At 30.5% G+C, this 26,386-nt stretch carries 25 protein-coding genes and 1 tRNA gene; 17 read left to right on the forward strand and 9 right to left on the reverse strand.

What is annotated here, in order from left to right; translation table 11 throughout:
- Window positions 1-45: 45 nt before the first annotated feature.
- Window positions 46-615, reverse strand: coding sequence for a pyruvate kinase alpha/beta domain-containing protein (locus tag ACR0P1_RS01000; protein ID WP_432644551.1), 570 nt, complete (start codon window positions 613-615; stop codon window positions 46-48).
- An 84-nt stretch (window positions 616-699) separates the two neighbouring features.
- Here ACR0P1_RS01000 and ACR0P1_RS01005 point away from each other — a divergent pair, with 84 nt between their 5' ends.
- The 9 genes from ACR0P1_RS01005 (at window position 700) to ACR0P1_RS01045 (ending at window position 8,219) form a co-directional block, all read left to right on the forward strand.
- On the forward strand, window positions 700-1,584 hold the full coding sequence (locus tag ACR0P1_RS01005; protein ID WP_432644552.1) for a coenzyme F420-0:L-glutamate ligase: 885 nt from the start codon (window positions 700-702) through the stop codon (window positions 1,582-1,584).
- A gap of 125 nt (window positions 1,585-1,709) precedes the next feature.
- Window positions 1,710-3,596, forward strand: coding sequence for a polysaccharide biosynthesis protein (locus ACR0P1_RS01010; RefSeq protein WP_432644553.1), 1,887 nt, complete (start codon window positions 1,710-1,712; stop codon window positions 3,594-3,596).
- Between the two features lie 3 nt (window positions 3,597-3,599).
- Window positions 3,600-4,799, forward strand: a complete 1,200-nt coding sequence (locus ACR0P1_RS01015; RefSeq protein ID WP_432644554.1) for a DegT/DnrJ/EryC1/StrS family aminotransferase — start codon at window positions 3,600-3,602, stop codon at window positions 4,797-4,799.
- Window positions 4,800-5,103: 304 nt separating this feature from the next.
- Window positions 5,104-5,622, forward strand: a complete 519-nt coding sequence (tfe, locus tag ACR0P1_RS01020; protein WP_432644597.1) for a transcription factor E — start codon at window positions 5,104-5,106, stop codon at window positions 5,620-5,622.
- Window positions 5,623-5,628: 6 nt separating this feature from the next.
- Window positions 5,629-6,120 (forward strand): TIGR00295 family protein, encoded by a 492-nt coding sequence (locus ACR0P1_RS01025; protein WP_432644555.1) that lies wholly within the window; start codon window positions 5,629-5,631, stop codon window positions 6,118-6,120.
- Window position 6,121: 1 nt separating this feature from the next.
- Window positions 6,122-7,030, forward strand: coding sequence for a DUF5591 domain-containing protein (locus tag ACR0P1_RS01030; RefSeq protein WP_432644556.1), 909 nt, complete (start codon window positions 6,122-6,124; stop codon window positions 7,028-7,030).
- 87 nt (window positions 7,031-7,117) lie between these two features.
- Complete coding sequence (locus ACR0P1_RS01035; protein ID WP_432644557.1) at window positions 7,118-7,402, forward strand: metal-sulfur cluster assembly factor; 285 nt, start codon at window positions 7,118-7,120, stop codon at window positions 7,400-7,402.
- A gap of 102 nt (window positions 7,403-7,504) precedes the next feature.
- A tRNA-Ile gene (locus tag ACR0P1_RS01040) sits at window positions 7,505-7,579 on the forward strand.
- Window positions 7,580-7,703: 124 nt separating this feature from the next.
- Window positions 7,704-8,219 (forward strand): amino acid-binding protein, encoded by a 516-nt coding sequence (locus ACR0P1_RS01045; protein ID WP_432644558.1) that lies wholly within the window; start codon window positions 7,704-7,706, stop codon window positions 8,217-8,219.
- On the opposite strand, the gene ACR0P1_RS01050 is transcribed toward ACR0P1_RS01045, so the two are convergent.
- Window positions 8,213-8,488, reverse strand: coding sequence for a HypC/HybG/HupF family hydrogenase formation chaperone (locus ACR0P1_RS01050; protein WP_432644559.1), 276 nt, complete (start codon window positions 8,486-8,488; stop codon window positions 8,213-8,215). The genes ACR0P1_RS01045 and ACR0P1_RS01050 overlap by 7 nt on opposite strands.
- 77 nt (window positions 8,489-8,565) lie before the next feature.
- Between ACR0P1_RS01050 and ACR0P1_RS01055 the strand changes: the two genes are divergently transcribed.
- A complete protein-coding gene (locus ACR0P1_RS01055) occupies window positions 8,566-9,867 on the forward strand; it encodes an FAD-dependent oxidoreductase (RefSeq protein WP_432644560.1) in 1,302 nt (433 codons plus the stop codon).
- A 5-nt stretch (window positions 9,868-9,872) separates the two neighbouring features.
- On the opposite strand, the gene ACR0P1_RS01060 is transcribed toward ACR0P1_RS01055, so the two are convergent.
- The 3 genes from ACR0P1_RS01060 to ACR0P1_RS01070 are packed head-to-tail and all read right to left on the reverse strand — an operon-like array spanning window position 9,873 to window position 13,008.
- A complete protein-coding gene (locus ACR0P1_RS01060; protein ID WP_432644561.1) occupies window positions 9,873-10,922 on the reverse strand; it encodes a glycosyltransferase in 1,050 nt (349 codons plus the stop codon).
- A gap of 5 nt (window positions 10,923-10,927) precedes the next feature.
- Window positions 10,928-11,887 (reverse strand): cell wall biosynthesis protein, encoded by a 960-nt coding sequence (locus tag ACR0P1_RS01065; RefSeq protein ID WP_432644562.1) that lies wholly within the window; start codon window positions 11,885-11,887, stop codon window positions 10,928-10,930.
- Window positions 11,888-11,946: 59 nt separating this feature from the next.
- Window positions 11,947-13,008 (reverse strand): mRNA surveillance protein pelota, encoded by a 1,062-nt coding sequence (locus ACR0P1_RS01070; RefSeq protein ID WP_432644563.1) that lies wholly within the window; start codon window positions 13,006-13,008, stop codon window positions 11,947-11,949.
- Window positions 13,009-13,068: 60 nt separating this feature from the next.
- On the opposite strand from ACR0P1_RS01070, the gene ACR0P1_RS01075 reads away from it, so the two are divergent.
- From ACR0P1_RS01075 to ACR0P1_RS01085, 3 genes are all read left to right on the forward strand, one after another.
- Window positions 13,069-14,379, forward strand: coding sequence for a prephenate dehydrogenase (locus ACR0P1_RS01075; RefSeq protein WP_432644564.1), 1,311 nt, complete (start codon window positions 13,069-13,071; stop codon window positions 14,377-14,379).
- 312 nt (window positions 14,380-14,691) lie between these two features.
- Window positions 14,692-16,893: a CDC48 family AAA ATPase gene (locus tag ACR0P1_RS01080; protein WP_432644565.1), complete on the forward strand. Its 2,202-nt coding sequence runs from the start codon at window positions 14,692-14,694 to the stop codon at window positions 16,891-16,893.
- Between the two features lie 203 nt (window positions 16,894-17,096).
- Window positions 17,097-17,930 carry a methanogenesis marker 8 protein gene (locus ACR0P1_RS01085; RefSeq protein WP_432644566.1) on the forward strand — a complete coding sequence of 278 codons (834 nt, stop codon included), beginning with the start codon at window positions 17,097-17,099 and terminating at the stop codon, window positions 17,928-17,930.
- On the opposite strand, the gene ACR0P1_RS01090 is transcribed toward ACR0P1_RS01085, so the two are convergent.
- A complete protein-coding gene (locus tag ACR0P1_RS01090; RefSeq protein ID WP_432644567.1) occupies window positions 17,922-18,599 on the reverse strand; it encodes a 3'-5' exonuclease in 678 nt (225 codons plus the stop codon). The genes ACR0P1_RS01085 and ACR0P1_RS01090 overlap by 9 nt on opposite strands.
- A gap of 84 nt (window positions 18,600-18,683) precedes the next feature.
- Here ACR0P1_RS01090 and thiC point away from each other — a divergent pair, with 84 nt between their 5' ends.
- The 4 genes from thiC to glmM all read left to right on the forward strand — a co-directional run bounded on the left by thiC (window position 18,684) and on the right by glmM (window position 23,527).
- The gene (gene thiC, locus ACR0P1_RS01095) at window positions 18,684-19,958 is read left to right on the forward strand and encodes a phosphomethylpyrimidine synthase (RefSeq protein WP_432644568.1); all 1,275 of its coding nucleotides are present in this window, start codon (window positions 18,684-18,686) and stop codon (window positions 19,956-19,958) included.
- On the forward strand, window positions 19,958-21,616 hold the full coding sequence (locus ACR0P1_RS01100) for an ATP-dependent DNA ligase (RefSeq protein ID WP_432644569.1): 1,659 nt from the start codon (window positions 19,958-19,960) through the stop codon (window positions 21,614-21,616). The genes thiC and ACR0P1_RS01100 overlap by 1 nt, the downstream gene beginning before the upstream one ends.
- Window positions 21,617-21,701: 85 nt before the next feature.
- On the forward strand, window positions 21,702-22,100 hold the full coding sequence (locus ACR0P1_RS01105; protein ID WP_432644570.1) for an exodeoxyribonuclease VII large subunit: 399 nt from the start codon (window positions 21,702-21,704) through the stop codon (window positions 22,098-22,100).
- Between the two features lie 62 nt (window positions 22,101-22,162).
- Window positions 22,163-23,527 carry a phosphoglucosamine mutase gene (glmM, locus tag ACR0P1_RS01110; protein WP_432644571.1) on the forward strand — a complete coding sequence of 455 codons (1,365 nt, stop codon included), beginning with the start codon at window positions 22,163-22,165 and terminating at the stop codon, window positions 23,525-23,527.
- Here the strand turns inward: glmM and ACR0P1_RS01115 are convergent.
- The 3 genes from ACR0P1_RS01115 to ACR0P1_RS01125 all read right to left on the reverse strand — a co-directional run bounded on the left by ACR0P1_RS01115 (window position 23,524) and on the right by ACR0P1_RS01125 (window position 26,382).
- Window positions 23,524-24,561, reverse strand: a complete 1,038-nt coding sequence (locus ACR0P1_RS01115) for a DUF116 domain-containing protein (RefSeq protein WP_432644572.1) — start codon at window positions 24,559-24,561, stop codon at window positions 23,524-23,526. The genes glmM and ACR0P1_RS01115 overlap by 4 nt on opposite strands.
- Window position 24,562: 1 nt before the next feature.
- Window positions 24,563-25,174: a TetR/AcrR family transcriptional regulator gene (locus ACR0P1_RS01120; protein WP_432644573.1), complete on the reverse strand. Its 612-nt coding sequence runs from the start codon at window positions 25,172-25,174 to the stop codon at window positions 24,563-24,565.
- 71 nt (window positions 25,175-25,245) lie between these two features.
- Window positions 25,246-26,382: a tetratricopeptide repeat protein gene (locus tag ACR0P1_RS01125; protein WP_432644574.1), complete on the reverse strand. Its 1,137-nt coding sequence runs from the start codon at window positions 26,380-26,382 to the stop codon at window positions 25,246-25,248.
- Between the last annotated feature and the right edge of the window lie 4 nt (window positions 26,383-26,386).

Here is a 26,386-nt window from a genome sequence, read left to right on the forward strand (position 1 = left end):
AATATATATAACTATCAAAAATTAGTATAATTATTAAAATATTATTTAATCTCTTGGCATCGCTATAATTTCATGAATTTTTAAATCAAATAAATCTTTTGAATTAACTGGAGTTAAAATAACCGCACTGTCAACACCATGAGCTCTACCACCAATAGCAATTACTTCTTCCCCAACTGGTACTAAACCTGCATCTGCAGCCATAATAGATATCTCAGCTCCAACTTTAATGCCATGCGAAAACATTCTAAAAGTATTTGCAATAATATCTAATGAAGAATAACCTCCAAATTTATTGGTAACCCCTCTTGCCGCACCACTAAATGCATGACTTCCAAAATATGTTTTAATTCCAACTTTTTCAAGTTTTTCAACCATATCTTTAGAAATATCTGACTCATTAGAACCACTAAATCCCACATGATGAGTTACATTAATAATTTCAACATCATCACCAACTACCTCATACAATTTTAATGCAGATTCACCAGTAGCAGAAGCAATTAGGATTGTTTTAATATCCATTATATCTAATTTATCTTTAACAGCCATTATTAATTCATCAGTGTAATCATTGCCTTCTTTATCAAAATATGTAATAAATTTTCTTGCCATAACAACACCCTTTACTAATAGATAATTATAAAATATCTTATATTAATTATATTATTATATCAATTAATAATAATAAAGATTTTTATGACAGATAACAATGATGAATTAAAAGACATAAAACACGTTACTAATGGAAATTACATTGTGATTCCTATTGAAACAGATTATATTAAACCAAATGATAATTTGGATGTTATTATTGAACCTGCTAAAAAATTAATGAAAGATAATGATTATTTAGTGATAGCTGAAACACCTATCTCAGTATCACAGGGAAGATTGGTTGATGAATCCAAATATTCTCCATCATTAACCGCTAAATTTTTAACAACAGTTTGGAGCAAATATTTATGGGGATATATTTTGGGACCGGCTTTGGGAATTAAAAAAAGAACCATTAAAAATCTAAGAAAATTACCTAAAGAAACATATGCTCATAAAGAAGTAATTTTACAATTGTATGGTCTAAAACATGCATTAAAACCTGCTTCAGAGGCAGGTGTCGATTTAAGTAATGCTCCTGGGACTTATGTTTCCCTACTTCCAGATAATCCTGGAAATGTTGCAAAAGAATTAAAAAAGAAAATCGGAAAGGAAGTTTGTGTAATGATTATCGATACTGATGCAACATATATGAAAAACGGAAAATATTTTACTGGACTTCCAATTGCGATTGAAGGAATCAATGCAGACAATGGATTTTTCGGATATGTTAAAGGACAGCTATCCAAAAACATGGGTTCTACCCCATTAGGCTGCAGCGAAAAAATAGATGTTGAAACTGCATTGAAGATAGCTAATATTGCAGAAGATTATCAGAAATCACTTTCCACAGAAATGAAAACCATACATAGTGTTAAAGATGTTCTTGGTAGTGAATTTGATGAAGTAACCATTGAAGACCTTGATTCAATCACACATACCCCTGCAGTAATAATTAGACGAATACAACCATTCACCACAAAATAAAATTTGCTAAAATTTAAAATTTTTAGGTTAAAAAATACTTTAAAGAAACTTTTATATTTAATTAATAAACATAAATAAAAATGCTTATATTATAAGTTATAAGTGAATTTAATAAGATGATTCTCATGAATGTAGATAGTTTTGGAAAATATAGAAATTTCTTATTGCCATTAATGGATTCTTTATCCGTTGTTTTAGGATATTATTTAATATCTGTTCTAATCACCGACTCTTTTTTAATGGATCCGATAAGCATAATAGCTAAAAAAGAAATTTTAATTAGTATAATACTCGGAATAATTGTTTTACAAATAATTTTCAGATTAACAAAAAGATATTCAAACATTATTCGTTACGAAAATAACCAAGACTATATCATGTACATTCTTCTTTCAATAATATCCTTGCTTGTCATTTCTTTGATTGAGGATATAATTGGTATGAAAAATCCTTCAATAAAATTCAATTTATCTGCAGGTATTTTCATTGGTATAATAACTGTTGTTTATCGTTTAATAATAAGATATTCCTTATTATCAGACATTACAAATAAAGGAATTAACTACACTTCCGAAAATCAGGAAAAATTATTGATTATAGGTGGAGGATATTCTGCAAATAATATCATTAAAACATTGCAAACTACATTAAAAGGAAAGTATGATATTGTTGGAATTATTGATGATAATAAAAAACGTAGAGGTTATTCTGTTGCTGGTGTGAAAATTATTGGAAATAGGAATGATATTCAAAAAATATGCGAAAACGAAGAAATTGATACAATATTTTTCACAATTGTAAATATCGATAATGAAAATAAAAAAGAAATTTTAGAGATTTGTAATAAAACAACTGCTAATGTAAAAGCATTACCTGACTTAAGAGAAGCAATATCCTCTGAAAATTTATACCACAGTCTAAGAGATGTTCAAATTGAAGATTTACTTGGAAGAGAACCTGTAGAACTTGATAATAATAATATTAAAAGCTTAATTAATGATAAAGTTGTTTTAGTAACTGGTGGAGGAGGATCTATCGGTGAAGAACTTTGTAGACAAATAATGCTCCATAATCCAAAGAAATTATTAATGTTAGACATATATGAAAATAGCTTATACAACATTGAGCTAGAACTTAAGGCCAATTATCCAAATGACGAGATTATAGCAATTATAGCTAACATTAGAGATGAAGAAAGAATATTTGAAATATTTGAAGAATATTCACCAGAAATTGTTTTCCATGCAGCAGCACATAAACATGTTCCTCTAATGGAAAATAACCCCACTGAAGCAATTAAAAATAATGTATTTGGAACTTATAATCTAGTTAACGCATGTGACAAATACAACACAAAACGTTTTATTTTAATTTCAACTGATAAAGCAGTCAATCCAACAAACATAATGGGAGCTACTAAAAGATTATGCGAAATGCTTATCCAGGCAAAAGATAAAGAAAGCAAAACTGAATTTGTAGCTGTTCGTTTTGGAAATGTTTTAGGAAGTAATGGATCAGTGGTCCCCTTATTCAAAAAACAAATTGAATCCGGTGGGCCTGTAACAGTAACACATAAAGATATTACAAGATTCTTTATGACAATACCTGAAGCAGTAGCATTAGTATTACAATCAATTACCTATGCAAAAGGTGGAGAAATATTTGTACTGAATATGGGAGAACCAGTTAAAATTTATGATTTAGCTAAAAGTTTAATCGAATTATCAGGATTAACTCTTGGAAAAGATATTGACATAACATTTACAGGTTTAAGACCTGGAGAAAAATTATATGAAGAAATTCTAATGAACGAGGAAAATCTTGAAGAAACCGGACATGAAAAGATATTCATTACAGAACCAATGGATTACACAATGAACGATGTTGAAGAAAAATTAGATGCATTCAGGGAAATTATAAATAACGAAATTACAGATAAACAAATTATTAAAGAAACTATGAAAAAATGTGTCCCTACTTACAAGGAACCTAAAGAAGTTAACGGAGAATAAAACATGAATATTCCATTTTCACCACCTGACATAAGCGAAAAAGAAATTGAAGAAGTTGTAGCAGCATTAAAATCCGGATGGATTACAACAGGACCTAAAACAAAAGAATTTGAGAAAAGAATCAGTGCATACTGTGGAAATGATAAAACTGTTTGTTTAAGTTCAGCAACTACTGCTTTAGAAATGACTTTAAGGTTATTAGGTATTGGTGAAGGTGATGAGGTAATTGTACCTGCATACACTTATACTGCAACTTGTAGTGTAATTTGTCATGTAGGAGCAACACCCATAATAATTGATAGTCAAGAAGATAAGGAAGAAATGGATTACTCAAAAGTAAGCGATGCAATCACTGAAAAAACAAAAGTTATTATGCCTGTTGATATTGCAGGAATATTATGCGATTACGATAAAATATATGAAATAATCGAAAACAAAAAAGAATTATTTACTGCTAATAATGAATTACAAGAAGCTTATGGTAGAATCATTGTGTTAGCAGACTGTGCCCATGGTTTTGGAGCTATTCAAAATAATAAAACTGCTGGAAACCTTGCTGATTTTACTTGTTTTTCATTCCATGCTGTTAAAAATTTAACAACCGCAGAAGGTGGAGCAGTAACTTGGAAAAAACACGATGGAATAGATTGTGAAAAAATATACAAACAATTACAAATCTTTTCACTTCATGGCCAAACTAAAGATGCACTGGAAAAAACTAAAAAAGGATCTTGGGAATATGATATTCTTATTCCTGCATACAAATGCAATATGACTGATATTCAGGCAGGAATTGGACTTGGACAACTTGAAAGATATGACTCCATGCTTAAAAGAAGGCATGAAATTATTAAAAAATATGATGAAGGATTTAAAGATAGTAAAATTATATGTCCCAAACATTTCTCTGAAAATTCAACATCATCTGGCCATTTATACTTAACCAGAATTGAAGGTATTACTTTAGAACAAAGAAATGAAATTATAATTAAAATGGAAGAAAGAGGAATAAGTACAAATGTACATTATAAACCGCTCCCAATGCTTACTGCATATAAAAATTTAGGATTTAATATCAAAGATTATCCTAATTCATACAATTTATTTAAAAATGAAATAAGCCTACCAATCTATTCAACTTTAAGTGATGAAGAAGTTGAGTATATTATTGAAAATTTTTTAGATATATTAAAAAACTATTAATTTTAAATATAAAATAGTTATATTTTTATAATAAAAAAAATATAACTAAACATTACTTTTAATGGAGTTATCTTTTTTATTTTTATTTATTTAGAAGTTCCAAAACACTGAAAAAAATAGGATAATTAATATTAGGGGAAATTAAATGATAGATGATATATTAGTGAAGAAATTATTATCACAGATTGTTGAAAAGGACCATGAAAAAAATCTTAAAAAAAATTTCAGAGAAAGATATCCTGATGAATCAACCCCTGAGGGAATTAATAATCTTATAAGAGCACTAGAACTTCCACCAGAAGATATACAATATATCTCTAATGATATCAATGAAACTGTTGATAAAACAATCATTCCAATTATTAAATCATTAACTGAAGGTATTGAAACAGATGAGGAAATAGCTGAAAAGACAGGTATTAAACTAAATATCGTTAGAAAAATGTTATACAAACTTTATGATTTAAGAATTGCTAATTATAAAAGAAGTAAAGATCCAGAAACTCAATGGTTTACTTATTCTTGGAAATTTGAAGAAAATGAACTAATCAGTAGAATTAAAAAAGATAGTGAAACTGAGTTAAATGAACTTAATGAAGCATTAAATAATGAAGAACAAAACATGTTTTTTGTATGTCCATACGGCCATGTTAGATTTGATTTTGATACAGCAGCAGATCCTTATTACGAATTTTTATGTCCAGCATGCAATGAAGAATTAGAATATCAAGATAACACTGAAATTATTGAAAACCTTAAAAAAGACATTGCAATAGTTGAAGGCAATTACAATTCATTTCTTGAAAAAATTAAAAATTCATAGATAACAATGGAAATTGAATTACTAAAAAAAGAAAATACTCCTGAAAATGTTATAAACCATTGCAAGGCAGTTTATAAAAAAGCTATGAAAATAGCAGCTAATTTTGATAATGTAGATACCAGATTAATTAAAAAAGGTGCTCTTTTACATGATATTGGAAGATCAAAGACACACGGCATCACTCATGCTATTGAAGGAGTTAAGATAGCAAAAGAATATGGTTATTCCAATGATGTTTTAAACATTATTGAAAGACATATCGGTGCAGGGATAACAAAAGAAGAAGCTATAAAATTAGGACTTCCTGAAAAAGATTACCTACCTCAAACACTTGAAGAAAAAATTGTTGCCCATGCAGATAACTTGATAAGTGGTAGTAAGGAAGTAGATATTGATTTTGTTATAAAAAAATGGAAAAAACAAATACCTGATAGTAATGATAATATTAAAAGACTAATTGAATTAGACAATGAATTAATAAAAGCTTTTGAGGAATAATATGAAAGTAATATGTTCAAGTGAAGAGTCTCTCTACCGCCCAGAATCAGTTAGATGGAGACAAAGAATGGAAATGATGGAACCTCTTGGAGACACTGTTGTTTTATTGCCCTGTAGTATGAAAAAACCATATTCCAATTCCAAATCACACCAAAAATTTAGAAAACTTACACGTTCATACCAGGAACTTATCGTGACTTCCCCATTTGGAATTTGCCCAAGGGAACTCGAAAACACCTTTCCCATTCAATCTTATGATGTAAGTACAACTGGTTCATGGTCACAAGATGAAATTAACGAAACAGGAAAGTTAATTGCTAAATATTGTGAAGGAAAAAATATCGTTGCAAACCTTGCTGGAGGATATTTAGAATCTTGCGAAGCACATGTTGATGATTTCGTAAATGTTTGTAAAGATGGAAGACCAACTTCCCCAGATTCACTTTATAATCTAAGAATGGAACTTAAAAATCATCAAAAGATAAACAGAAAAGAAAAAACATTACATGAATTAAGATCAATTGCTAAATTCCAATTTGGTGAAAACGGAGAAAAATTCATCCCAGATAATGTTAAAACTAAAGGAATGTATCATAAAAGAATATTATCTGAAGGGAAACAATTAGCTTTATTAAATAAGGATCATGGATTATATAGATTGAATTTAGCTGGTGGAGAAATTTTAAAAGATTTAGAAACCCATATTGTTAAAATAGATTTTGATCTTACAACAAATACTGTTTTTGCACCAGGAATCATTAAAGCAGACCACAAAATAGTACCAAATGACGAGGTTGTTGTTGTTAAAGATGACATTGCCGTTGGTGTTGGAAAAGCAGTGATGACAGGATACGAAATGGAAGAATGCCGTAATGGCATAGGTGTTAAATTAAAACATAGAGTAAAATGATTTTAGTATACTCAAGTTAAAATAAAAATGTTTATAAATATCATTGAAAAAAGTATATGTATACTAAAAAAATAGGAGGCAAAATATATGTCTGAAGAATTAGTAAATAAAATTAAAGATGCTATTACCGTAATTAATGACCCCCACATGGGAATTAGTATTGTGGAAATGGGCATTGTACAAAACATTACAGTTGATGGAGATCAAGCTGAAATTACTCTCAAACCAACCAATCCTGGTTGTATGAGTATCACCCGTATTGCTGCTGATGCAAAAATTAAAGCTGAATCTGTTGAAGGCATCGAAAAAGCAAAAATTATAGTTGAAGGACATGCTATGGCAGATTCTATTAATGAAATGATTAATAGATAAATTTAAAATTATAATTAATTTCTGTATATAATCGAAAGATTTATATATGGAGATTAATATAACTATAAGTGTTGACAGTTAACTGTCATCAAGATTATTCATAGGCTAGTGGCACAGCTTGGTTAGCGCGCTCGGCTGATAACCGGGAGGTCATGGGTTCGAATCCCATCTAGCCTACTACTAAACTATTTTTTTAAAGAATTTTTAACCACATAACAATTTTATCTTTTTTTAAACGAAATAACATAATAAATATATATTACATTCTACATAATTTAACTTAAATGTACAAAAAGTTGGAATGTTGATTAAAATGTGGGAAAAAATTAATGAAAAATTCAAAAAATACCCTGCAAGAATTAGAGTTGCAGAAAAAATGATAGAACTTGGACTATCTTTAAATGAAAATGGAAAAATATATTGTGGAAATTTAAAAATAAGCGACAAATCATTAGCAACAGCTGCAGATGTAGATAGAAGAGCTATCAAATCCACAATTGAAGTAATTCAAGAAGATGAAGAATTATACAATCTCTTTAATAACATTATACCTGCTGGAACGCTTCTAAAAAACATTGCCAAAAATTTAAAGTTAGGTGTAATAGAAATTGAATGCGGATCCAAAAGCGATGGAATATTAGCAAACACTACCAAATTAATTACAGAAAAAGGAATTGGAATAAGACAAGCTTACGCCGAAGATACTGAACTCCAAGAAAGCCCAATATTAACCATAATAACTGAAGAAGTCGTTAGTGGAGATTTAATAAATGAATTTTTAAAAATAAAAGGAGTAACAAGAGTGTCTATTTATTGATTTAAATCATTCATTCTTGCTTTTTCCATTTCTCTATCTTCTTCTTCAAGGACTTCTAAAAGTTCTTCCCAAGCTTCTAAAGATTCTTTAGCTGCTTCTTCAGTTAATTTTTCTATTGCATAACCAGCGTGGATAAGAACATAATCACCAATTTCCACATCAGGTAAAAGATCTATTTTTGCTTGCTGTCTTGCTCCACCAAAGTCAGCATATAACCAGTTGTCCTCTCTATTAATTTCAACAACATGAGCAGGTGCTGCAATACACATAATTCTCCCTCCAAAATTTAATATATAAAAATATTAAAAGTAGTATTATATAAAATTATCTAAATGGAGTTAAAAAAATGGAAAATATTGTTATTGGTTCTGGACCTGCAGGGAGATTAGCCTCTCTAGAGCTTGGAAAATTAGGAAAAGAAGTTACTTTAATTGAAAAAAAACATATTGCTGGTACTTGTCTAAATGAAGGATGTATGGTTGTTTGTGCATTGACAGACATTACAAAATTTATTGAAACAAACAAAAGATTTAATGCACACGGATTTTTAAAAAGCCAGCTCGAAATATCCTATGAAAAAATTGTTGAAAAAATTACTGAAACACAAGAAAAATTAAGGCATTTGAATCAACAGGAAAACGAATCTGTTGGAAACAACATAATTTACGGTGAAGCAAGTATTGACAACAACATAGTTCAAGTAAATAATGAAAGTTTTGAATATGATAATTTACTCATCGCAACAGGTGCTCGCCCATTTATCCCAGATATCAAAGGAAGTGAATTTGGATTAACAAATAGAGATATATTAAAAATTGATGATATCCCTGAAAAATTGAATATTATTGGTGGAGGAATTATAGCTGGAGAAATAGCTAATATTTACTCAACATTAGATAGTGAAGTTAATATTATTGCAAGAAGCTCATTTTTAAAAGAAATTACTCCAAATACAAAAAAATATATTTTGAAGAATATACTGTCAAATGTAAATCTCTATGAGAATACTAATGTTGTAGAAGTTTTTAAAGATAAGATTTTACTTAATAATGGTGAAGAACTAGATGGAATTCCATTTTTTGCAACAGGACGAACACCAAATAGTGAAATTGCTAAAGATCTTGTTGAATTAAACCATGACAAAACTATTAAAGTTGATGAAATGATGAAAACTTCACTAGAAAATATATATGCTGCAGGTGATGTAACTGGAGGATACCAACTAACACCAGTAGCAAGAAAAGAAGGCATCACAGCTGCAAGAAATATGGCAGGATACTCAAATAAAGTAAGCTACAATTGTATTCCTCAAACATTAAGCTTGAATATGGAAGTTAGTTTTGTTGAAAATGAAAAAACAGAGTGCCTTGAAGAAGATAAAAAAACTATTGCAATACCTGCAATTGCAGGACCTTCTGTATTTTGGAATATTCTAAATGGTGATACCGGATATTCAGAAATTGAATTTGATGAAAAGAATAATAGAATAAACAGAATTAACTCAATTTCACCATCCTCTGTAAGTGATGTTGCATATTTATCTTATATAATGAGAATGGATTATGATTTAGATGATTATGATGAATTTTTAGAGATTCATCCATCAACTGATACAAACTATAAAATTATCAAAAATATGTGGTTATAATACCACTATTCAACTTTTTTTAAGATTTTATCTACAAGAACATCTGCAGCTTCAAAACACTGCTTACCATAAATTTCAGCATTTTTCCTTAGAGAATCATAATTTTTAAACGCTTCGTTAATGCTTTTACAGACCTCGCCAACTTCTGATTCAATAATAGCTCCCTTAAAAACACCCGCCATATTTTGGTATCTGCCCCATTTTACTTTAGTAAGAGCAATAATAGGTTTTTCACAAATCATTGCTTCTTCAAGAGAAACACCATCATCAGTTAAAACAGTCAAATCAGCAAACTTGAATAAATGATTAATCCAATCAATAAATCCTACATAGATTATTTTTTCTTCATTAATTAAATCATAATACTCTTCTTTTAATGGACGTCCAATCAAGACCAAATTATACTCATCAGTAGAGTCAGCCACCAAGTTAATAGCATCAATCATTCCCTTAAATATTGATGAACCTGAAGAAAATATAATTGTTTTTTTATTTTCATCAAAATTAGAGTATTCTTTTAATTTTTGAAGAGCAATTTCTTCATTTCCATCACCCATATCATCAATTAATGGATAAAAAGATCTATCCATATTTTCAGGAAGCGTATCTAATCTAAATTTATCCAATTCAGGTAAAATATAACAATAATTAAGTTTAGGACAAACTTTAGAATCTAGGGGTGTTGATATTAAAGAAAAACAAGATGTTCCTGCAAACTTAGCACCTAAAGAACCTACAATTGCACCTCCCCCCAAAACTGCAACAACAAAATCAGATTTGGATTTTTTAATAGCATTTCTTGCTTTAAAAGTTGCAGTTACTAATTTTAAAGCACCTTTAACTGCAGAAAGTTTAGTTGCAGCATGTCCTCCAGCGTGAGGAATGGAAATTTTACATACTTCAAAACCATTTTTTTCAAATAAATCGCCAGAAGCAGCATCATCTATACCAATTATACATTCAACACCTCTCTTCCTAAATGCTAACATGGTATTAAGTGCAACAACGGCATCTCCACCTAAACCTCTTCCTGTAACTGTAAAAAATGCTTTCAATATACTCACACTCCCTTCCATAATTTTGGTATTTTCTTTGAAGTATATTTTACACGTGATGCATATGGATTGAATAATAACCTTCTAAATCCCAATGAAATCAATAAAGGGTTTTTAATATCATATCGTTTGTCTTTAAGGATTAATTTTCTAAACAAATCTCCTAATCCTCCTCCACTCAATACATCCATGAAATAATCTCCAAATGTTGGATCTAATATTCCTAAATTTTGTCTGAAAAATACTCTTAAATTATTTCTTCTAACAAATGCGATTAAAGCAACAGTTATAAATCCGAGTAAAATAACAGACCATAATCCTCCAACTAAATAAAATGCTAAACCAAGTGCTACAGCAAAAGTATGATTTCCAACTTCGCCTAACATTATTTTTCCTGAAAAGTCAAGAGGAGAGTAAGCAGCACATACAACAAATATTAATAACGGTGTGTAAATTGCAGGCAATTCATTTACCATTGGTGAACCTACAATTAACATAAGAACCATAGTTATAACAGACATAATCATTGTTACAATACATGCACTACCCGGTTGCATATCTGAAATATTAAGTGGTTGAACCATTAATGCAATAAATATTGCAGAAATCCAATATCCTTCAAGAATACCAGCTATCATCACTAATATAATTCCAATTCCTCTTGAAAGTTGTCCCCATTCAAATCCTAAAGGAACACATTTTTTTCTTCCAAGAATATCATCAATTAATGCAAAGATACCTATAATTAAAATCATTGAATTGCAGCTAGGCAACATGAAAAAAGACAATACGATGAACGGAATAACACCAATCGCACGAGGAGTTCCTCCCCTTACATTTGGATATAGATTACCAAGATATCCTCTTTTTCCAAAAAATCTAAAAATAATATCTAAAATAGCAGTACTTACCGCCGTTATGATAAAAACAATAATAAATGCAATAATAATTGACGAATAAAACATGTTATCACTTATGTATAATTATTTTTAATTGTTCATATTATATAAATTTGTACATAAAATTAAACAATTTCATATCTTAAAATAGCTGCCATACCACCCAGGCTTTCTAATTGTTTTCCACCTTCATGTTCACTACTAATAACCATTACTTCACCTTTCATATTTTCAACCATATCCATCAAGTCACCCATATTCTCACTAGCTACTTTAGTATCTAAAATCAAAAGTTCACTAACAGCACCCAGATTAATTGCATTTTTTGTTTGTTTTACACCATATGCAATTTTAGATGAATTTTTACCAATTTCAGTGAGTAATCTATTAATAGCACCCATTTCTTGTGCAACCCTATTTTCTGAAGTTAATTTTTCAACAGTTCCCTTTTTAAGAACTTCACTAATACCATTACGTCCTCCAGAGCCAGTGGATTCTATAACAGAGATTTTAGCTAAATCTTTATATTTATCTTTAATATAATCATAAAAATCATTTTTAACAAATCCAGGACCTGCAATAACAATATTTTGAATGGAGTCAAATTTCTCTATTGATTCAATAATTTTATCATAAAACTGAACAATATTTTTCTGCCTATTTTTATCAATTATTCGCTTACCAGAAACATGTCCCTTAATTGGACCATAATACTCAATTCCAAATTGTCTCATCAAACCTATTGTTGCAGTATCATCTTCTAAAACAATTATTATTGCTGATAATTTTTTAGATGCATCAACAGCTTGACTAAGTCTTTTTATTGCCCATTTTGGCCAAAAATTTTTTTTAATTGTGATTGGAGTATTAAGTTTAACTTCTAAGGTATGATGTGATCCAAGAGGAATTAAATCTTCAGGCCCTCTTGTAATAGTACCAGTTAACCTCAATTTTCCAGTGAATAAATGAAAAGTTATATTCTCAATATCTAAACCTAAATAAAAGGTTTTTTTAACACCTCTATCACTTCTCAGTTTATCTCCAGTATTATCTTGAATACGTCTTGTTGTTTTAGAAGATGCATTATCTCCTTCCTCAATTATATGAGATAAATGCCATAAATCATCCAAGGTTTCTGGAACTATTTCGATTATTCCTTCTTTAGTATCTTGTTTTATAATTCTCATAAGTTTCACAATAATTTTTCTTGTTAATAATTTATATACTTACTAATTTAATATTATTAATTGATTAAAATGAATATTGGAATTATTGGAGGTAGTGATGGTTTAGGTAAAACTATTGCTTATTACTTAAAAGATGAGTTTGATGTATATATAACTGGAAGAGATCATAAGAAAGGTAAAAATGTTGCTGATAGTTTAAACATCCATTATATTAAATCAAATACAGATTTAGCAGGTCTTAGTGATATTTTAATTGTTTCAGTACCAATACACCACACTTCAAATGTCATACGTGAAGTAGCTCCGTATATGAAAGTTGGATCATTAATGATTGATGTAACATCAGTTAAAGAAGAACCTTCTAAGACTATGGAAGAAGTATTACCCTCCACTGTAGAGTATATCCCAACACACCCCATCTTCGGTCCAAGAACCACAGAGTTAGACAACCAGGTAATTGTTCTAACAGCTACAAAAAAAGGAAAATGGTACGAAAAAGTTTATAATTATTTAAATAACCAACATATGAGAATAATTGAAACTACTGCTCAAAAACATGATTATATGATGAGTATCGTACAGGTCCTAACTCATTTTTCATTTATTTCTACTGCATCAGCTATTGAAAAATTAAAAATAGATATTTCTGAAACTGAAGATTATGAAAGTCCAATTTACAATCTTATGATTGATATGATTGCACGTATCGTTGCACAAAATCCTTACTTAACTTATTACATTCAGTCCATGAATAATAATGGTCCAAAAATTAGAAATACATTTGCAAATGCAGTTATTGAGTTAAGAGATGTGATTAATGACGAAGATGATGAAAAATTTGTTGAAATTGCAATTAAAGCAACAAAACATATGGGCGACATTAAAAATGCATTGGGTAGAAGTGACAAAGCCATTAACGGACTTAATCATGAATTTACATTATTAACTAAATCAATAGGTAATGAAGTTGGTTTAAGACACATTTACTCTGGAAAAATTCATGTTGGAATTTTAGAGAAAATAGAAAACAAAACCGCAATTTTAAGAAAAGGAAATAAAGTTAAAGAGTTACGCATAGCCAATATTGAAGTTTTAAGTGACAGAGAACTTTATGATTGGAAGATTAATAATCTAGATAAAAAAACAGAATCAATCAGTTGCGTATTCTCAAAGAGAGTTAATGTTAAAATCATCCAAGATACCGTCAGAAATATACCTAATATAATTGATATCAAACTGACAGATACGTATGGCGGACCTCAAATTAGTAAAAACTCTATAAGTTTGACTTTTGAGGTTGTTGCATTATCAAAAGAAGATATTAAAAAAGTCAAAGAGTTATTCACTGGATTTGGTGGAATTATAAGATAATTGTTTTATACAATACGAACATACATTAAAGTGTCAAAAAGTAATTAAACTTTTAATTTAACAACAACACTTTAAAATTTACTTTTTTTATTAAAATAGATTTATTATAATTTTTTTAATTAAATTACACTATTTAATAGTTATACTAATAATATAAAAATAAATTAGCCAATTTTAAAAAATTTTTAAAACCGAAACATTTATATAGTAAGACATATACAGGTATATTTGTCAATAAAGTTACAAAAAGTAACAAAAAGATTGATACAGAATAACGATTATTGAATTATGTCATAAAAGGAGATGATTATCATGGCAGAAAATGAAATTACTCTTAAAGTTGCAGAAGCAATTTCACAAAAAGATATAGGTCAAGGCGTTGCAAGACTTGATCCAAATGTAATGGATGACTTAAATATCCATGAAAAAGATTTAATCGAAATTATCGGCGAAAAAAGAACTGCCGCAATCGCTCTTCCTTCACAAACCGACATTGGGCTTGGAGTTATCAGAATTGATGGATTAGTCCGTAAAAATTCAGGCGCAACTATCGGTGGAGAAGTTCAAATTAAAAAAACTAAAGCAGTAGAAGCTAAAAAAGTTGTTTTAGCTCCAATTGAAAATAACATCCGTGTACAAGGAGATGTACGTGGTTTATTCGCTGGAAAAGTAATGGTACAAGGAGATATTATTGGATCTCAAATTAGAGCATCAAAACCGAGTATGAGTATGGGATTTGGTAGCTTATTTGATGATTTAATGGATTTCACACCAGCAATGAAAGAAATTAAATTTGCTGTTGTGTCAACTAACCCAAAAGACATCGTCATTGTTGGTCCAAATACTGAAGTACAACTTCACGAAACTCCAGTTGATGTAAGTAAAATCGAAGGTGTTGGAAACCTTGTTGATGTAAGCTACGAAGATATTGGTGGTCTTAAAGAAGAAGTCAAAAAAGTAAGAGAAATGATTGAAATTCCTCTTAAAAGACCAGAACTCTTTGAAAAACTAGGTATTGCACCTCCAAAAGGAGTATTAATGCATGGTCCACCAGGTACTGGTAAAACATTACTAGCTAAAGCAGTAGCTAGTGAAAGCGATGCTCATTTCATTGCAATAAATGGACCAGAGATTATGAGTAAATATGTAGGTGGATCTGAAGAAAACTTAAGAGAATACTTTGAAGAAGCAGAGGAAAATTCTCCTTCAATCATATTTATCGATGAACTTGATGCAATTGCACCAAAAAGAGAAGAAACCAATGGTGAAACTGAAAGAAGAACTGTTGCACAACTTCTTACATTAATGGACGGTCTTAAATCCCGTGGCCAAGTAGTAGTAATTGGTGCAACCAACAGACCAGATTCTCTTGACCCTGCACTAAGAAGACCTGGAAGATTTGATCGTGAAATAGAAATTGGAGTACCTGACTCTGAAGAAAGAAAAGAAGTACTTGAAATTCACACAAGAAATATGCCTCTCTCAGAGGATGTTGACCTCGATAAAATAGCAAATACAACCCATGGATTTGTTGGAGCAGATCTTGAATCATTATGTAAAGAAGCAGCAATGAGGGTTGTTAGAAGAATCCTACCAGAAATCCAAAATGATGAAGAAATTCCAAAAGAAGTAATGGAAAAAATCGTTGTTACAGGTGACGACTTTAAAAACGCACAAAAAGAAATCCAACCTTCTGCTCTAAGAGAAGTACTTGTCCAAATCCCAGACATTAAATGGGACGATGTAGGTGGTCTTGAAGACATCAAACAAGAACTCAAAGAAGCAGTAGAATGGCCATTAAAACATCCTGAAACATTCCAACGTTTAGGAATAAGACCTCCGAAAGGAACATTACTTTACGGAATTCCAGGAACTGGTAAAACATTACTTGCAAAAGCAGTAGCAAGTGAAAGTGAAGCAAACTTCATTTCAGTAAAAGGTCCCGAGTTATTATCAAAATGGGTTGGGGAATCTGAAAAAGGTGTTAGAGAAATATTTAGAAAAGCAAAACAAGCAGCTCCTACAGTTATCTTTTTCGATGAAATCGATGCAATAGCTAGCTCACGTAGCGAAAACGATACTGACAGTGGCGTAACTAAAAGAGTTGTAAACCAACTATTAACAGAAATGGATGGTTTAGAAGAACTTGAAGACGTTGCAATTATTGCAGCAACCAACAGACCAGACATCCTAGATGCTGGACTTATAAGACCTGGAAGATTCGACAGACACATAGAAGTCGGCGAACCGGATGAAGAAGCAAGACTTGCAATCTTTAAAGTACACACTAAAGATATGCCTCTTGCGAAAGATGTTGATCTTAAAAAACTCGCTAAAAATACTGAAAAATATGTTGGAGCAGACATTGAATCATTATGTAGAGAAGCAGCTATGCTTGCTTTAAGAAATGATATTAATGCCAAAGAAATCCCATATAAATACTTCAAAGAAGCAATCGATAAAATAAAACCTGGACATGGTTCCAATGATGAACCATTACTCCAATACATGTAGGAAGAATAATCAATTCTTCCTTTCATTATAATCCCGTAAACTGATCATATTCTAGGAGAGATACAGAAATCTCTCCTACAACCTCCATAATAACACTCACACTATTTTCTACCATTAGGGAAGATATGGAATCTTCCCTTAACCTCCACAATTATACTATTTTTAACAATACTTAAATAATAAATTTAACAATACTTCAAATTATGAGCGAACATATTATTGAAGCAATGGGATTAAGTAAAGTAACAATTAAAAACGGCAAGGTTGTTGATGTAACTGAACCAGAAGTTGAATATTGTCCTTTATTTGACCACCACAGAAACATAAAAGAAATAACACCTGAAATAATAGCTGAGAATATGCAATTTAGGATAGATGATTTTGGAATGTGTATGCCCAATCGCCAATTAAAAATGAAGGACTATTTAGGCTTTGGAATTTCTGAAATTATGTGTACATTACTTAATGAAAAAGTAATTGATTCTGCCATAATGGTTTTAGAAGGTTGTGGAACATTAGTTATCAGCGAATCAGAACTTGTTCAGGGAATTGGTGGAAGAGTATCTGGTCTTGTAAAAACAAGTCCCATTCCAGAATTAATAAATAAAATAGGTGAAGAAAATATTGTTTATCCCGAAACTGCTGAAATAGATCAAATTAAGGGTATAGAACTTGCAATTGAGAAGGGTTTTAAGAATATTGCAGTCACAATTGCTCTAGCTAGTGACATTGATGAAATTGAAAGAATAAAATCTGAAAATCCTAATGTGAATATTTATGTTTTTGTGGTTCACACGACTAAAAGAACTTCAAAAGAAGCAAGAAAACTGTTTGATGGTTGTGATGTTATAACCTCTTGTGCTTCCAAATATGTCCGTGAAATTGGTGAAAAAGAAAGCATAAAAACAGTGGGGCAATCCATACCAATTTATGCTCGCAGTGAAGATGGGAAAAAATTCTTAGAAATACGTTTAGAAAAAATGGGTGGAGAAAAACCTAAAAAAGATAATCCAGATTTACCTTACCCTTTAATATAGTGATTTTCTATTTGGTAAAGTAAACTCTGGAGCAACAATTCTTTGATGGAATGACTGGGATTTGTATTCAATAAATTCAAATCTTTTTCCATTAACACCATATCTTGGATTGAAACCAAAAATATTAATATACTCTCTTAAATCATCTCGTTCACTTTTCATTGCCATAGTTACATTATATAATGCTTTTGTATCATCAATAGCTCTGTGAAAATTGACTTCAGGAATATCATAATGTTTGACAGCATCGATTAATTTATGAGGAAATTCTTTCCTATCTTTTAGAACAGACACAGTATCAAGCCAGTTCAAGTTTGAAACAATATCATCAGCTTCATTCGGGAAATGACGCTTCAATAAATGGTAAACAAATTGTAAGTCAAATTGACAATTATGAGCAATCATCAATGTATCTGCTGTAAGTCGTTCTTTCAAGTCTTGCGCTACCATTTCTTCACTTAAACCTTCACTACTTACCATTTCATTTGTAATTCCAGTTAATTGAGTTATTTCTGGTGAAATTTGCTCGCCCACATTAATAAATTCATCATACTCATCAATTACAACACCATTTTCAACAGTTAACATTGCAAGTTCAATGATTTTACATCTAGAACAGTCAAGCCATGTAGTTTCAGTATCAAAAAATATAACTTTTATAGTAAACACAACCTGAATAAATAAAATTTAATTAATTCTATATATTTGAACTTATATAATTTATAATTATAATTAGTCAATAAGAGGGATAACTTGACTCAAAAAAGTGAAGCACAAAAAGGCAACATTACCCCTGAAATGGAAATTGTTGCAAAACAAGAAAATATAAATGTAAACAAACTAGCTAAATTAATCGACTTAGGAAAAGTAGTAATTCCAAAAAACATTAATGGACACTCAAAACCCTGTGGTATTGGAGATGGTCTTAAGACTAAAATTAATGCAAATATCGGTTCATCATCTAAAATTGATGATATTGAATTAGAAATTAATAAAGCAAAATTAGCACAGGAATACGGTGCAGATGCATTAATGGATTTATCCACTGGTTCTGATTTAAAATTATTTAGAAAGAAAATTATGGATGCAGTTGATATTTGTATTGGGACTGTTCCAATTTATGAAGCAGGCGTTGTTACACTTGGCAAAAATAAAGAAATAGTTGACATGGATCCGGATGACATCTTTAAAGCTATAGAAAATCAAGCAAAAGAAGGAGTGGATTTTATGACACTCCACTGTGGTATTACTAAAGATTTAGTTCAAAAATTAAAAGCATCAAATAGAATGATGGGTATTGTAAGCCGTGGAGGAACATTCATGGCATCTTGGATTAATCATAATGATATGGAAAATCCATTATACGAAAACTATGACTATCTCTTAGAATTATCTTACGAATATGATATTACATTATCATTAGGTGATGGATTAAGACCAGGTTGTTTAGCAGATGCAAGTGATATCCCTCAAATTCAAGAACTTGTAAATTTAGGTGGACTTGTTAAAAGAGCTCAAGATGCAAATGTTCAGGTAATGGTTGAAGGACCAGGACACATGCCTCTAAATCAAATTAAGGCAAACATGGAAATTCAAAAAACTGTTTGTCATGGAGCCCCATTTTATGTATTAGGCCCTCTTGTAACTGATCTTGCACCAGGATACGACCATATTACAGGAGCGATCGGAGGAGCAATAGCTGCATCATCTGGTGCTAATTTTTTATGTTATGTGACTCCCGCAGAACACTTATCCCTCCCAAGTCTTGAAGATGTAAAAGAAGGAGTCATTGCATCCAAAATAGCTGCAGAAGCAGCAGATGTTGCAAAAGGCCTTGAATCTGCATGGACCCAAGAACGATCCATGGCACAAGCAAGAAAAGAATTTGATTGGGAAAAACAATTTAGTCTTGCATTAGATAAATCAAAACCTAGAACATACCGTGAAAAATGTGAACTCGACAATGATGAAATGTGCGCAATGTGTGGAGAATATTGTGCAGTTAAAATAGCTAAAGGCGATTTTTAATGAAATATCAAGAATTAGTAGATGTTTACTCCGCCCTTGAGGCAACTACAAAGAGACTCGAAAAAACTGAAATAATTTCTGAATTTTTGAAAAGATTAGATGCAGACACAATTGAAAAAGTAGGACTATTAATTTTAGGAGTCGTATTTCCCGCTTGGAGTTCAGAAGAAATAGGGATTGGTGGTAAATTAGTCGAAAGAGCAGTAGCAGAAGCAGTAGGAACAACACAAGCTGCAGTTGAAGATGCCGTTCGTGATGAAGGAGACATTGGTCTTGCATGCATTAAATTATACTCCAAAAAATCCCAAATGACATTTTTCTCACAGCCATTGACAATTGATTTTGTATTCAATAACTTACGTAAACTATCCAAAATTACAGGAGCTAAATCTACTAATCGTAAAATTGCCATTATTTTAGAATTATTAAGTCAAGCTAGTGCAACAGAAGCTAAATATTTAACCCGTACAATCACAGAAGAACTGAGAATTGGTGTAGGGGACGGAGTAGTTAGAGATGCAATAGCTCAAGCCTTTGATATTGATAAAAAAGTAGTTGAAAGAGCTCAAATGCTTACTAATGACTTTTCCATAGTTGCAAGAACTGCGAAAGAACAAGGCAGTTCTGGTTTAGAAAAACTTAATTTGACACCCGGAACACCAGTCAAACCAATGCTTGCACAACTTGCACCACCGCTAAATGAGATTATTCCTGAAATGAACATGGCAATTTGTGATACAAAATATGATGGTATTAGACTACAGGTACATAGGAATGGCGATGAAATTAATATATTCACCCGTAGGCTTGAAAATATTACTCATGCACTTCCAGAAATAGTTGAATTGTTTGATGAACACTTACCTCATGAAGATTATATCGTGGAAGGTGAAGTGATTGCTACTAAAAATGGAAAGCCATTGCCTTTCCAAAATATATTGCATCGTGTTAGAAGGAAACATAATGTTGAGGAAGCAGTAGAAAATATTCCTCTAAAAGTATACTTATTTGATGTGATGTATTATCAAATTCCAATGATTGATGAACCTTTAAAAAACAGAAGAAACATATTGGAATCCATTGTAGATACTTCCGTTGACGAAATGAATTTAAGTACCATGATAATCGGAACTCCAGACAATATTGATGAAATCCAAGAGTTATTTGAAACATCAATCAAAGAAGGACATGAAGGAATTATGATTAAAGATGCATCTGCACCATATATTCCAGGGCTTAGAGGTAAAAAAATGCTTAAATACAAAGCAGAACCTGAAACCCTTGATATGATTATTATTGGTGGAACCTATGGAATCGGCAAAAGAGGAGATTTTATTGGATCTTATTTGGTGGCACTCAGAGATGAAAATAATGAATTTAAAAGTGTAGCTTATGCTGCAACAGGTCTTGATGATGCAACACTTGAATACTTGACCGGTAAAATGAAAGAACTTGAAATTTCAACAAAAGGACGTGAAATTAAAGTTGAACCAAAAATTGTTTTAGAAATCGCATTTTCCGAGATTGTTGAATCACCCGAATATGAAACAGGTTACTCTTTAAGATTCCCTGTTGTTAAAAACATCAGAAAAGATAAAGGTCCAATGGACATAGACACCGTTGAAAGATTAATTTCCATGTACCATACTGGAAATTAAATCTTATCTATTTTTTATTATTAAATCAATTTTACAAATTAAAATTCTATATCTTATTTTTACTTTGAAATCCTATTAAAGAACCATGGAAATTACAGATGAAAAATTATTAAGAATAGCTCTAATAACTGCATTAATTGGAATAATTGGATTGATTATATTTACACCATCAGTTGAAGTTAAAAAAATCAGCATTAATGACATTACAAGATCAATGATTGATGAAAAAGTATCTATTCAGGGAGTAATTACCAACATTGCACAATCAAGTTCAAAAACAAGCTACTTTTTGACTATAAGCGATGGAGAAACTCAAATTACATTAATTATTTTTGAGAAACAGGCTGCAGAGATCAGCTCTAGAAATTTAGATATTGAAGACTTTAAAAATAGGAAGGTTGAAGTCATTGGAACAATAACAGAATACAAATCTGATTTAGAATTAATTTTATCAAGTGGAGACAGTTTGCGGATTATAAATTAACAATATTTATTTATTTAAAAAAAATCAAAAATAATATAAAATAAATTATAGGAATTTTAATCATGTCTAATAAAAAGAGATTATTTGGGACTTTTGGAGTTAGAAGAATCGCAAATGATGTGTTAACTCCAGAATTTGCAACAAGACTAGCGGCATGTTATGGAAGTGTTGTTAAAGGTAAAATTGCGGTTGGTGCAGACACTAGAACAACTAGCCCCATGTTAAAAGATGCAGTTATAGCGGGTTTACTTTCAGCTGGTTGTGATGCAGTAGATTTAGGAATCCTACCAACACCTGCAGTTCAATATGCAGTAAGACAATATTATGATGGTGGAATAATGATTACAGCTAGCCACAACCCACCGAAATTTAATGGACTCAAATTTTTAGACGAATATGGTATTGGTCTTCCAGATGATATTGAATTAGAAATTGAAAATCTTTATTTTGATAGTGAACCAATTAGAGCAAGTTGGAATGAAATTGGTGAAAAATATACAAATGATAATATCATCGAAGAATACATTCAAACAGCAATTTCAAATGTTGATGTAGATGCAATTAAAGAAGCAAATTTAAAAGTAGTCCTAGATTGCGGATCAGGTGCAGGTTCTTTTACAGCCCCATATTTGGTTAGAAAACTTGGATGTGAAGTAACTACCTTAAATTGTCAAGCTGATGGATTTTTCCCCGGCCGTGACCCTGAACCTATAGAAGAAAATTTACAGGAGCTTATTTCTGTTGTAAAAGAATTGGATGCAGATATAGGGCTTGCCCATGATGGAGATGCAGATAGGACCATTTGTATCGATGAAAATGGTGCGTTTGTTCTAGGGGATAAAACATTTACATTAGTTGAAAAACAAATGCTTAAAGAAAATGGTGGAGGAACAATTGTAACAACCGTTGCAACATCACAAGCTATTTATGATATCGCAGAAGAATACAATGGTGAGGTAATAGCTACTGCTGTTGGAGATTTACTTGTAGCACGTAAACTAAAAGATACTAATGGTCTTTTCGGAGGAGAAGAAAATGGTGGTTTAATTTTCCCTAATTTCGTTTATGGAAGAGATGCTGCTCTAACAGTTGCTAAAATATTAGAAATAATAGCTAAAGAAAAGAAAACATTATCACAATTAGTTTCAGAATTACCCACTTATTACTCTGCAAAAATGAAAACTGAATGTGCTGATGATTTAAAAGAAAAAATCATGTCAAAAATAGCTGCAGAAGTTAAAGAAACTACTGACTATAAACTTGACACAACCGATGGTGTTAAAATCTTTAAAGATGGTGGTTGGGTAATTATTAGACCATCCGGAACAGAACCAATATTCAGAAGTTATTCTGAAGGTAATACCCAAGAGCAAGCAGATGAGATGGCCCAATGGGGAATTAGTCTGATTAAAAAATATTTAAATTAAATTTTGTTTGAAAGTTCTTGGAAATCAATTGTAGATGGAATATCCTCTCTCATCCAATGTTTGGCACAAGAAACTCTGTTTAAAAGTACACATTGTGGTGGAATTCCCATTTTACTTGATTGATAAACTCCAGAAATGAGGTTTAAAACACAAGTAACACCAATTATTCCAAGTTCATCCAAATCTTTTTTTGTTGCATTTTTAAGTGAATCAGAATTATGTTCGATTAAATATAGTTCATGTGGAAATTCTTTTGCTATTTTATAAACATTACACTTTTTATTACATAATCTACAAATAGGTCCCAATCTTGAATTTTCAGCATTACAATTTTCTCTAGATATTTTCATACATGATGGAAGAAGCAATGCTTTTCTTTTTCTCAATTGAAAATCTTCTTTGAATATTCTATTCATTAAATTAGCACCAAGCATGTTTAAATGATATAATTCTTCAGGACTATTAAAAAATATTATATCTTCATTCATTTTATGAAAATGATTATTACTTTTCAAATATTCTTTTAATTGAAGTGTATATAATCCCAAGTATTTTGGTGAATTTCTCAAAAACCAATCCGATAACTGAATAAATATATTCAATTTCTCTTGCGTAATTTCATGCTCATACTTTTTTAAATAAGGCAACTGATATACAAAATCACCAGTAGCTTCTAAAAAATTCAATAATACTTTTAAGTTATCTTTGTTTAAATTTAAATCTTTTTTAACTTTTTCATTTTCAAATTGTTTAGTAAGAATCAATCCCCGAACATCATCAATTAAGTCTTTACTCTGCAGAGATTTATTTCTATACCTAGACAATGTGGACAGCATTTTATAAGAATTGATTGATAAATTAATAGCATCAATTTTATAAACTTTCCAATAAACACCAATCAATAATCCTTCTAACATAACAGATAGATCATTCAAATTTAAACTATTTGCAAACTCAATAAATTCAACTGCAAAATCATCAACATCCCCATAATAATCATCCTTAATTTCATAAGGAAATATTAAATTTTCCATTTTAAATCCTCACAGACTCAAATAGAAATTTTGCATGACTTTCAGCTTCTTCAAACAACCTATCAATTTCTTCCTCAGGAAATGAATTGTTTTCAATGAATATTTCCAATAATAAAAATATTGCATAAGCATAATATTCTCTGGCAAGCATTTCTGGATTTAAATCCTCAATATGCTTCTTTTCAATTAATTTAGTAAAAACAGATGTCCAAAATTTAAGTGGTTCTTCCAAAATATGTTTATGAAAAAACTCTGCGATTTGATCATCTTGATACATTTGAATAAATATTAATCTGAATATTTTCATTATTTTTTCATTTTTAATCAATTGTCTAAAACCTTCCGAACCCATATGGTAAAATAATAAAGGATCTTTTTCAAGTAAATCCTCCATTTGAGTATCCTCAGCTAAATCATCAACAAAATAATTAGTAAATGTTGATAAAATATCATCTAAAATAGCTTGTTTTGAAGAATAATGATTATAAATTGAGCTTTCTTTGATTCCAACTTCACGAGCAATCTGCCTTATTGAAGTATTTGTAAATCCTTTTTGTGAAAATAATTCTAAGGATACATCAAAAATTTTTTCTTTAGTTGTTAACTCTCCCATAACTAACACTTGTTCGTTAAAATATATAATACTAACGACTGTTAGTTTAAAAAAAATAAAAAAAAATAACATCAAAGATATTCCAAACATTCCTCTTTTAAGAAAAATGCATCCTCATTATCAGGACTTCTAAGCAATACCTTATTAAAACTATCAATAGCTTCTTCAAATTTACCAAGCTCCATTAAAACCACTCCTTTATTAAGCAAAAAATCAATATTATTTTTTTCTAAAGAAATAGCCTTATTAAAACAATCTAAAGCATCATCAAGTTTCCCCAAGTCAATATAAGCATTACCCATCCTATTAATAGCTGCAGCATCCATTTCAGAATCATCCAAACAAACCTCCACAGCTTTATCAAAGGATTCAATAGCTTCTTCCAACATTCCCATATCTGTTAATAAATTTCCACGGGAATTCCATACCTCAGGATTGTCTCCATCAATAACTATAAGTTTATCATAAACTTTAAGGGCAGTATCATATCTTCCAAGCATTTCTAAGATAAATCCTCTCCAATAAAGTACAATTGGACTACTTGGACGATAGTTATAAGCAATATTACTTACTTTTAATGCTTCATTAATATTCCCGGAGTTTAAAAGAGCAATAGCTTTGTTGTTTAAAATATAAACATTATCAGGTTCAATCATCAATGCTTTATCATAACACTCAATAGCATCCATGAATCTGCCTAATCTTGATAAATTGTCCCCTTGCTTATTTAATAAATAGACATCATGAGGATCTAATTTTAAAGCAGCATCATAACACATAGTAGACTTATCAAATTTACCACTATCAAACAAAATATCTGCTCTTTTAGAAATCATTGCCTTTTCATCAATTTTATCGCCTCTCCAATCATCAATTGGAATTTTTTCAAAATAAATTATTTGAAATTTTTCAGAAGGATCAATTCTTCCACCATACATCTTTTTAAATTCTTTTAACATGTCTTTAGAATCTTTAAATCCTTCTTGGCGAGCCAATTCATCATTACCCTTAATATCATCAAAAGAAATGTCTTCAATCTTTGTAACAAATGCTTCGAAAATCTTCATTTTTTCTTTTGATACTAAATTCCAATAACAATAAAGCCTATCTCCAACTTTAAGTGGATTCTTCCATGCTTTACGAATTGTTCTGGTCTTCTTACCAGTAATAACATCAATATCATTACTTGAAAATGACAAAATTGGCATGATA

Source organism: Methanobrevibacter sp. (assembly GCF_050872065.1).
GTDB lineage: Archaea > Methanobacteriota > Methanobacteria > Methanobacteriales > Methanobacteriaceae > Methanocatella.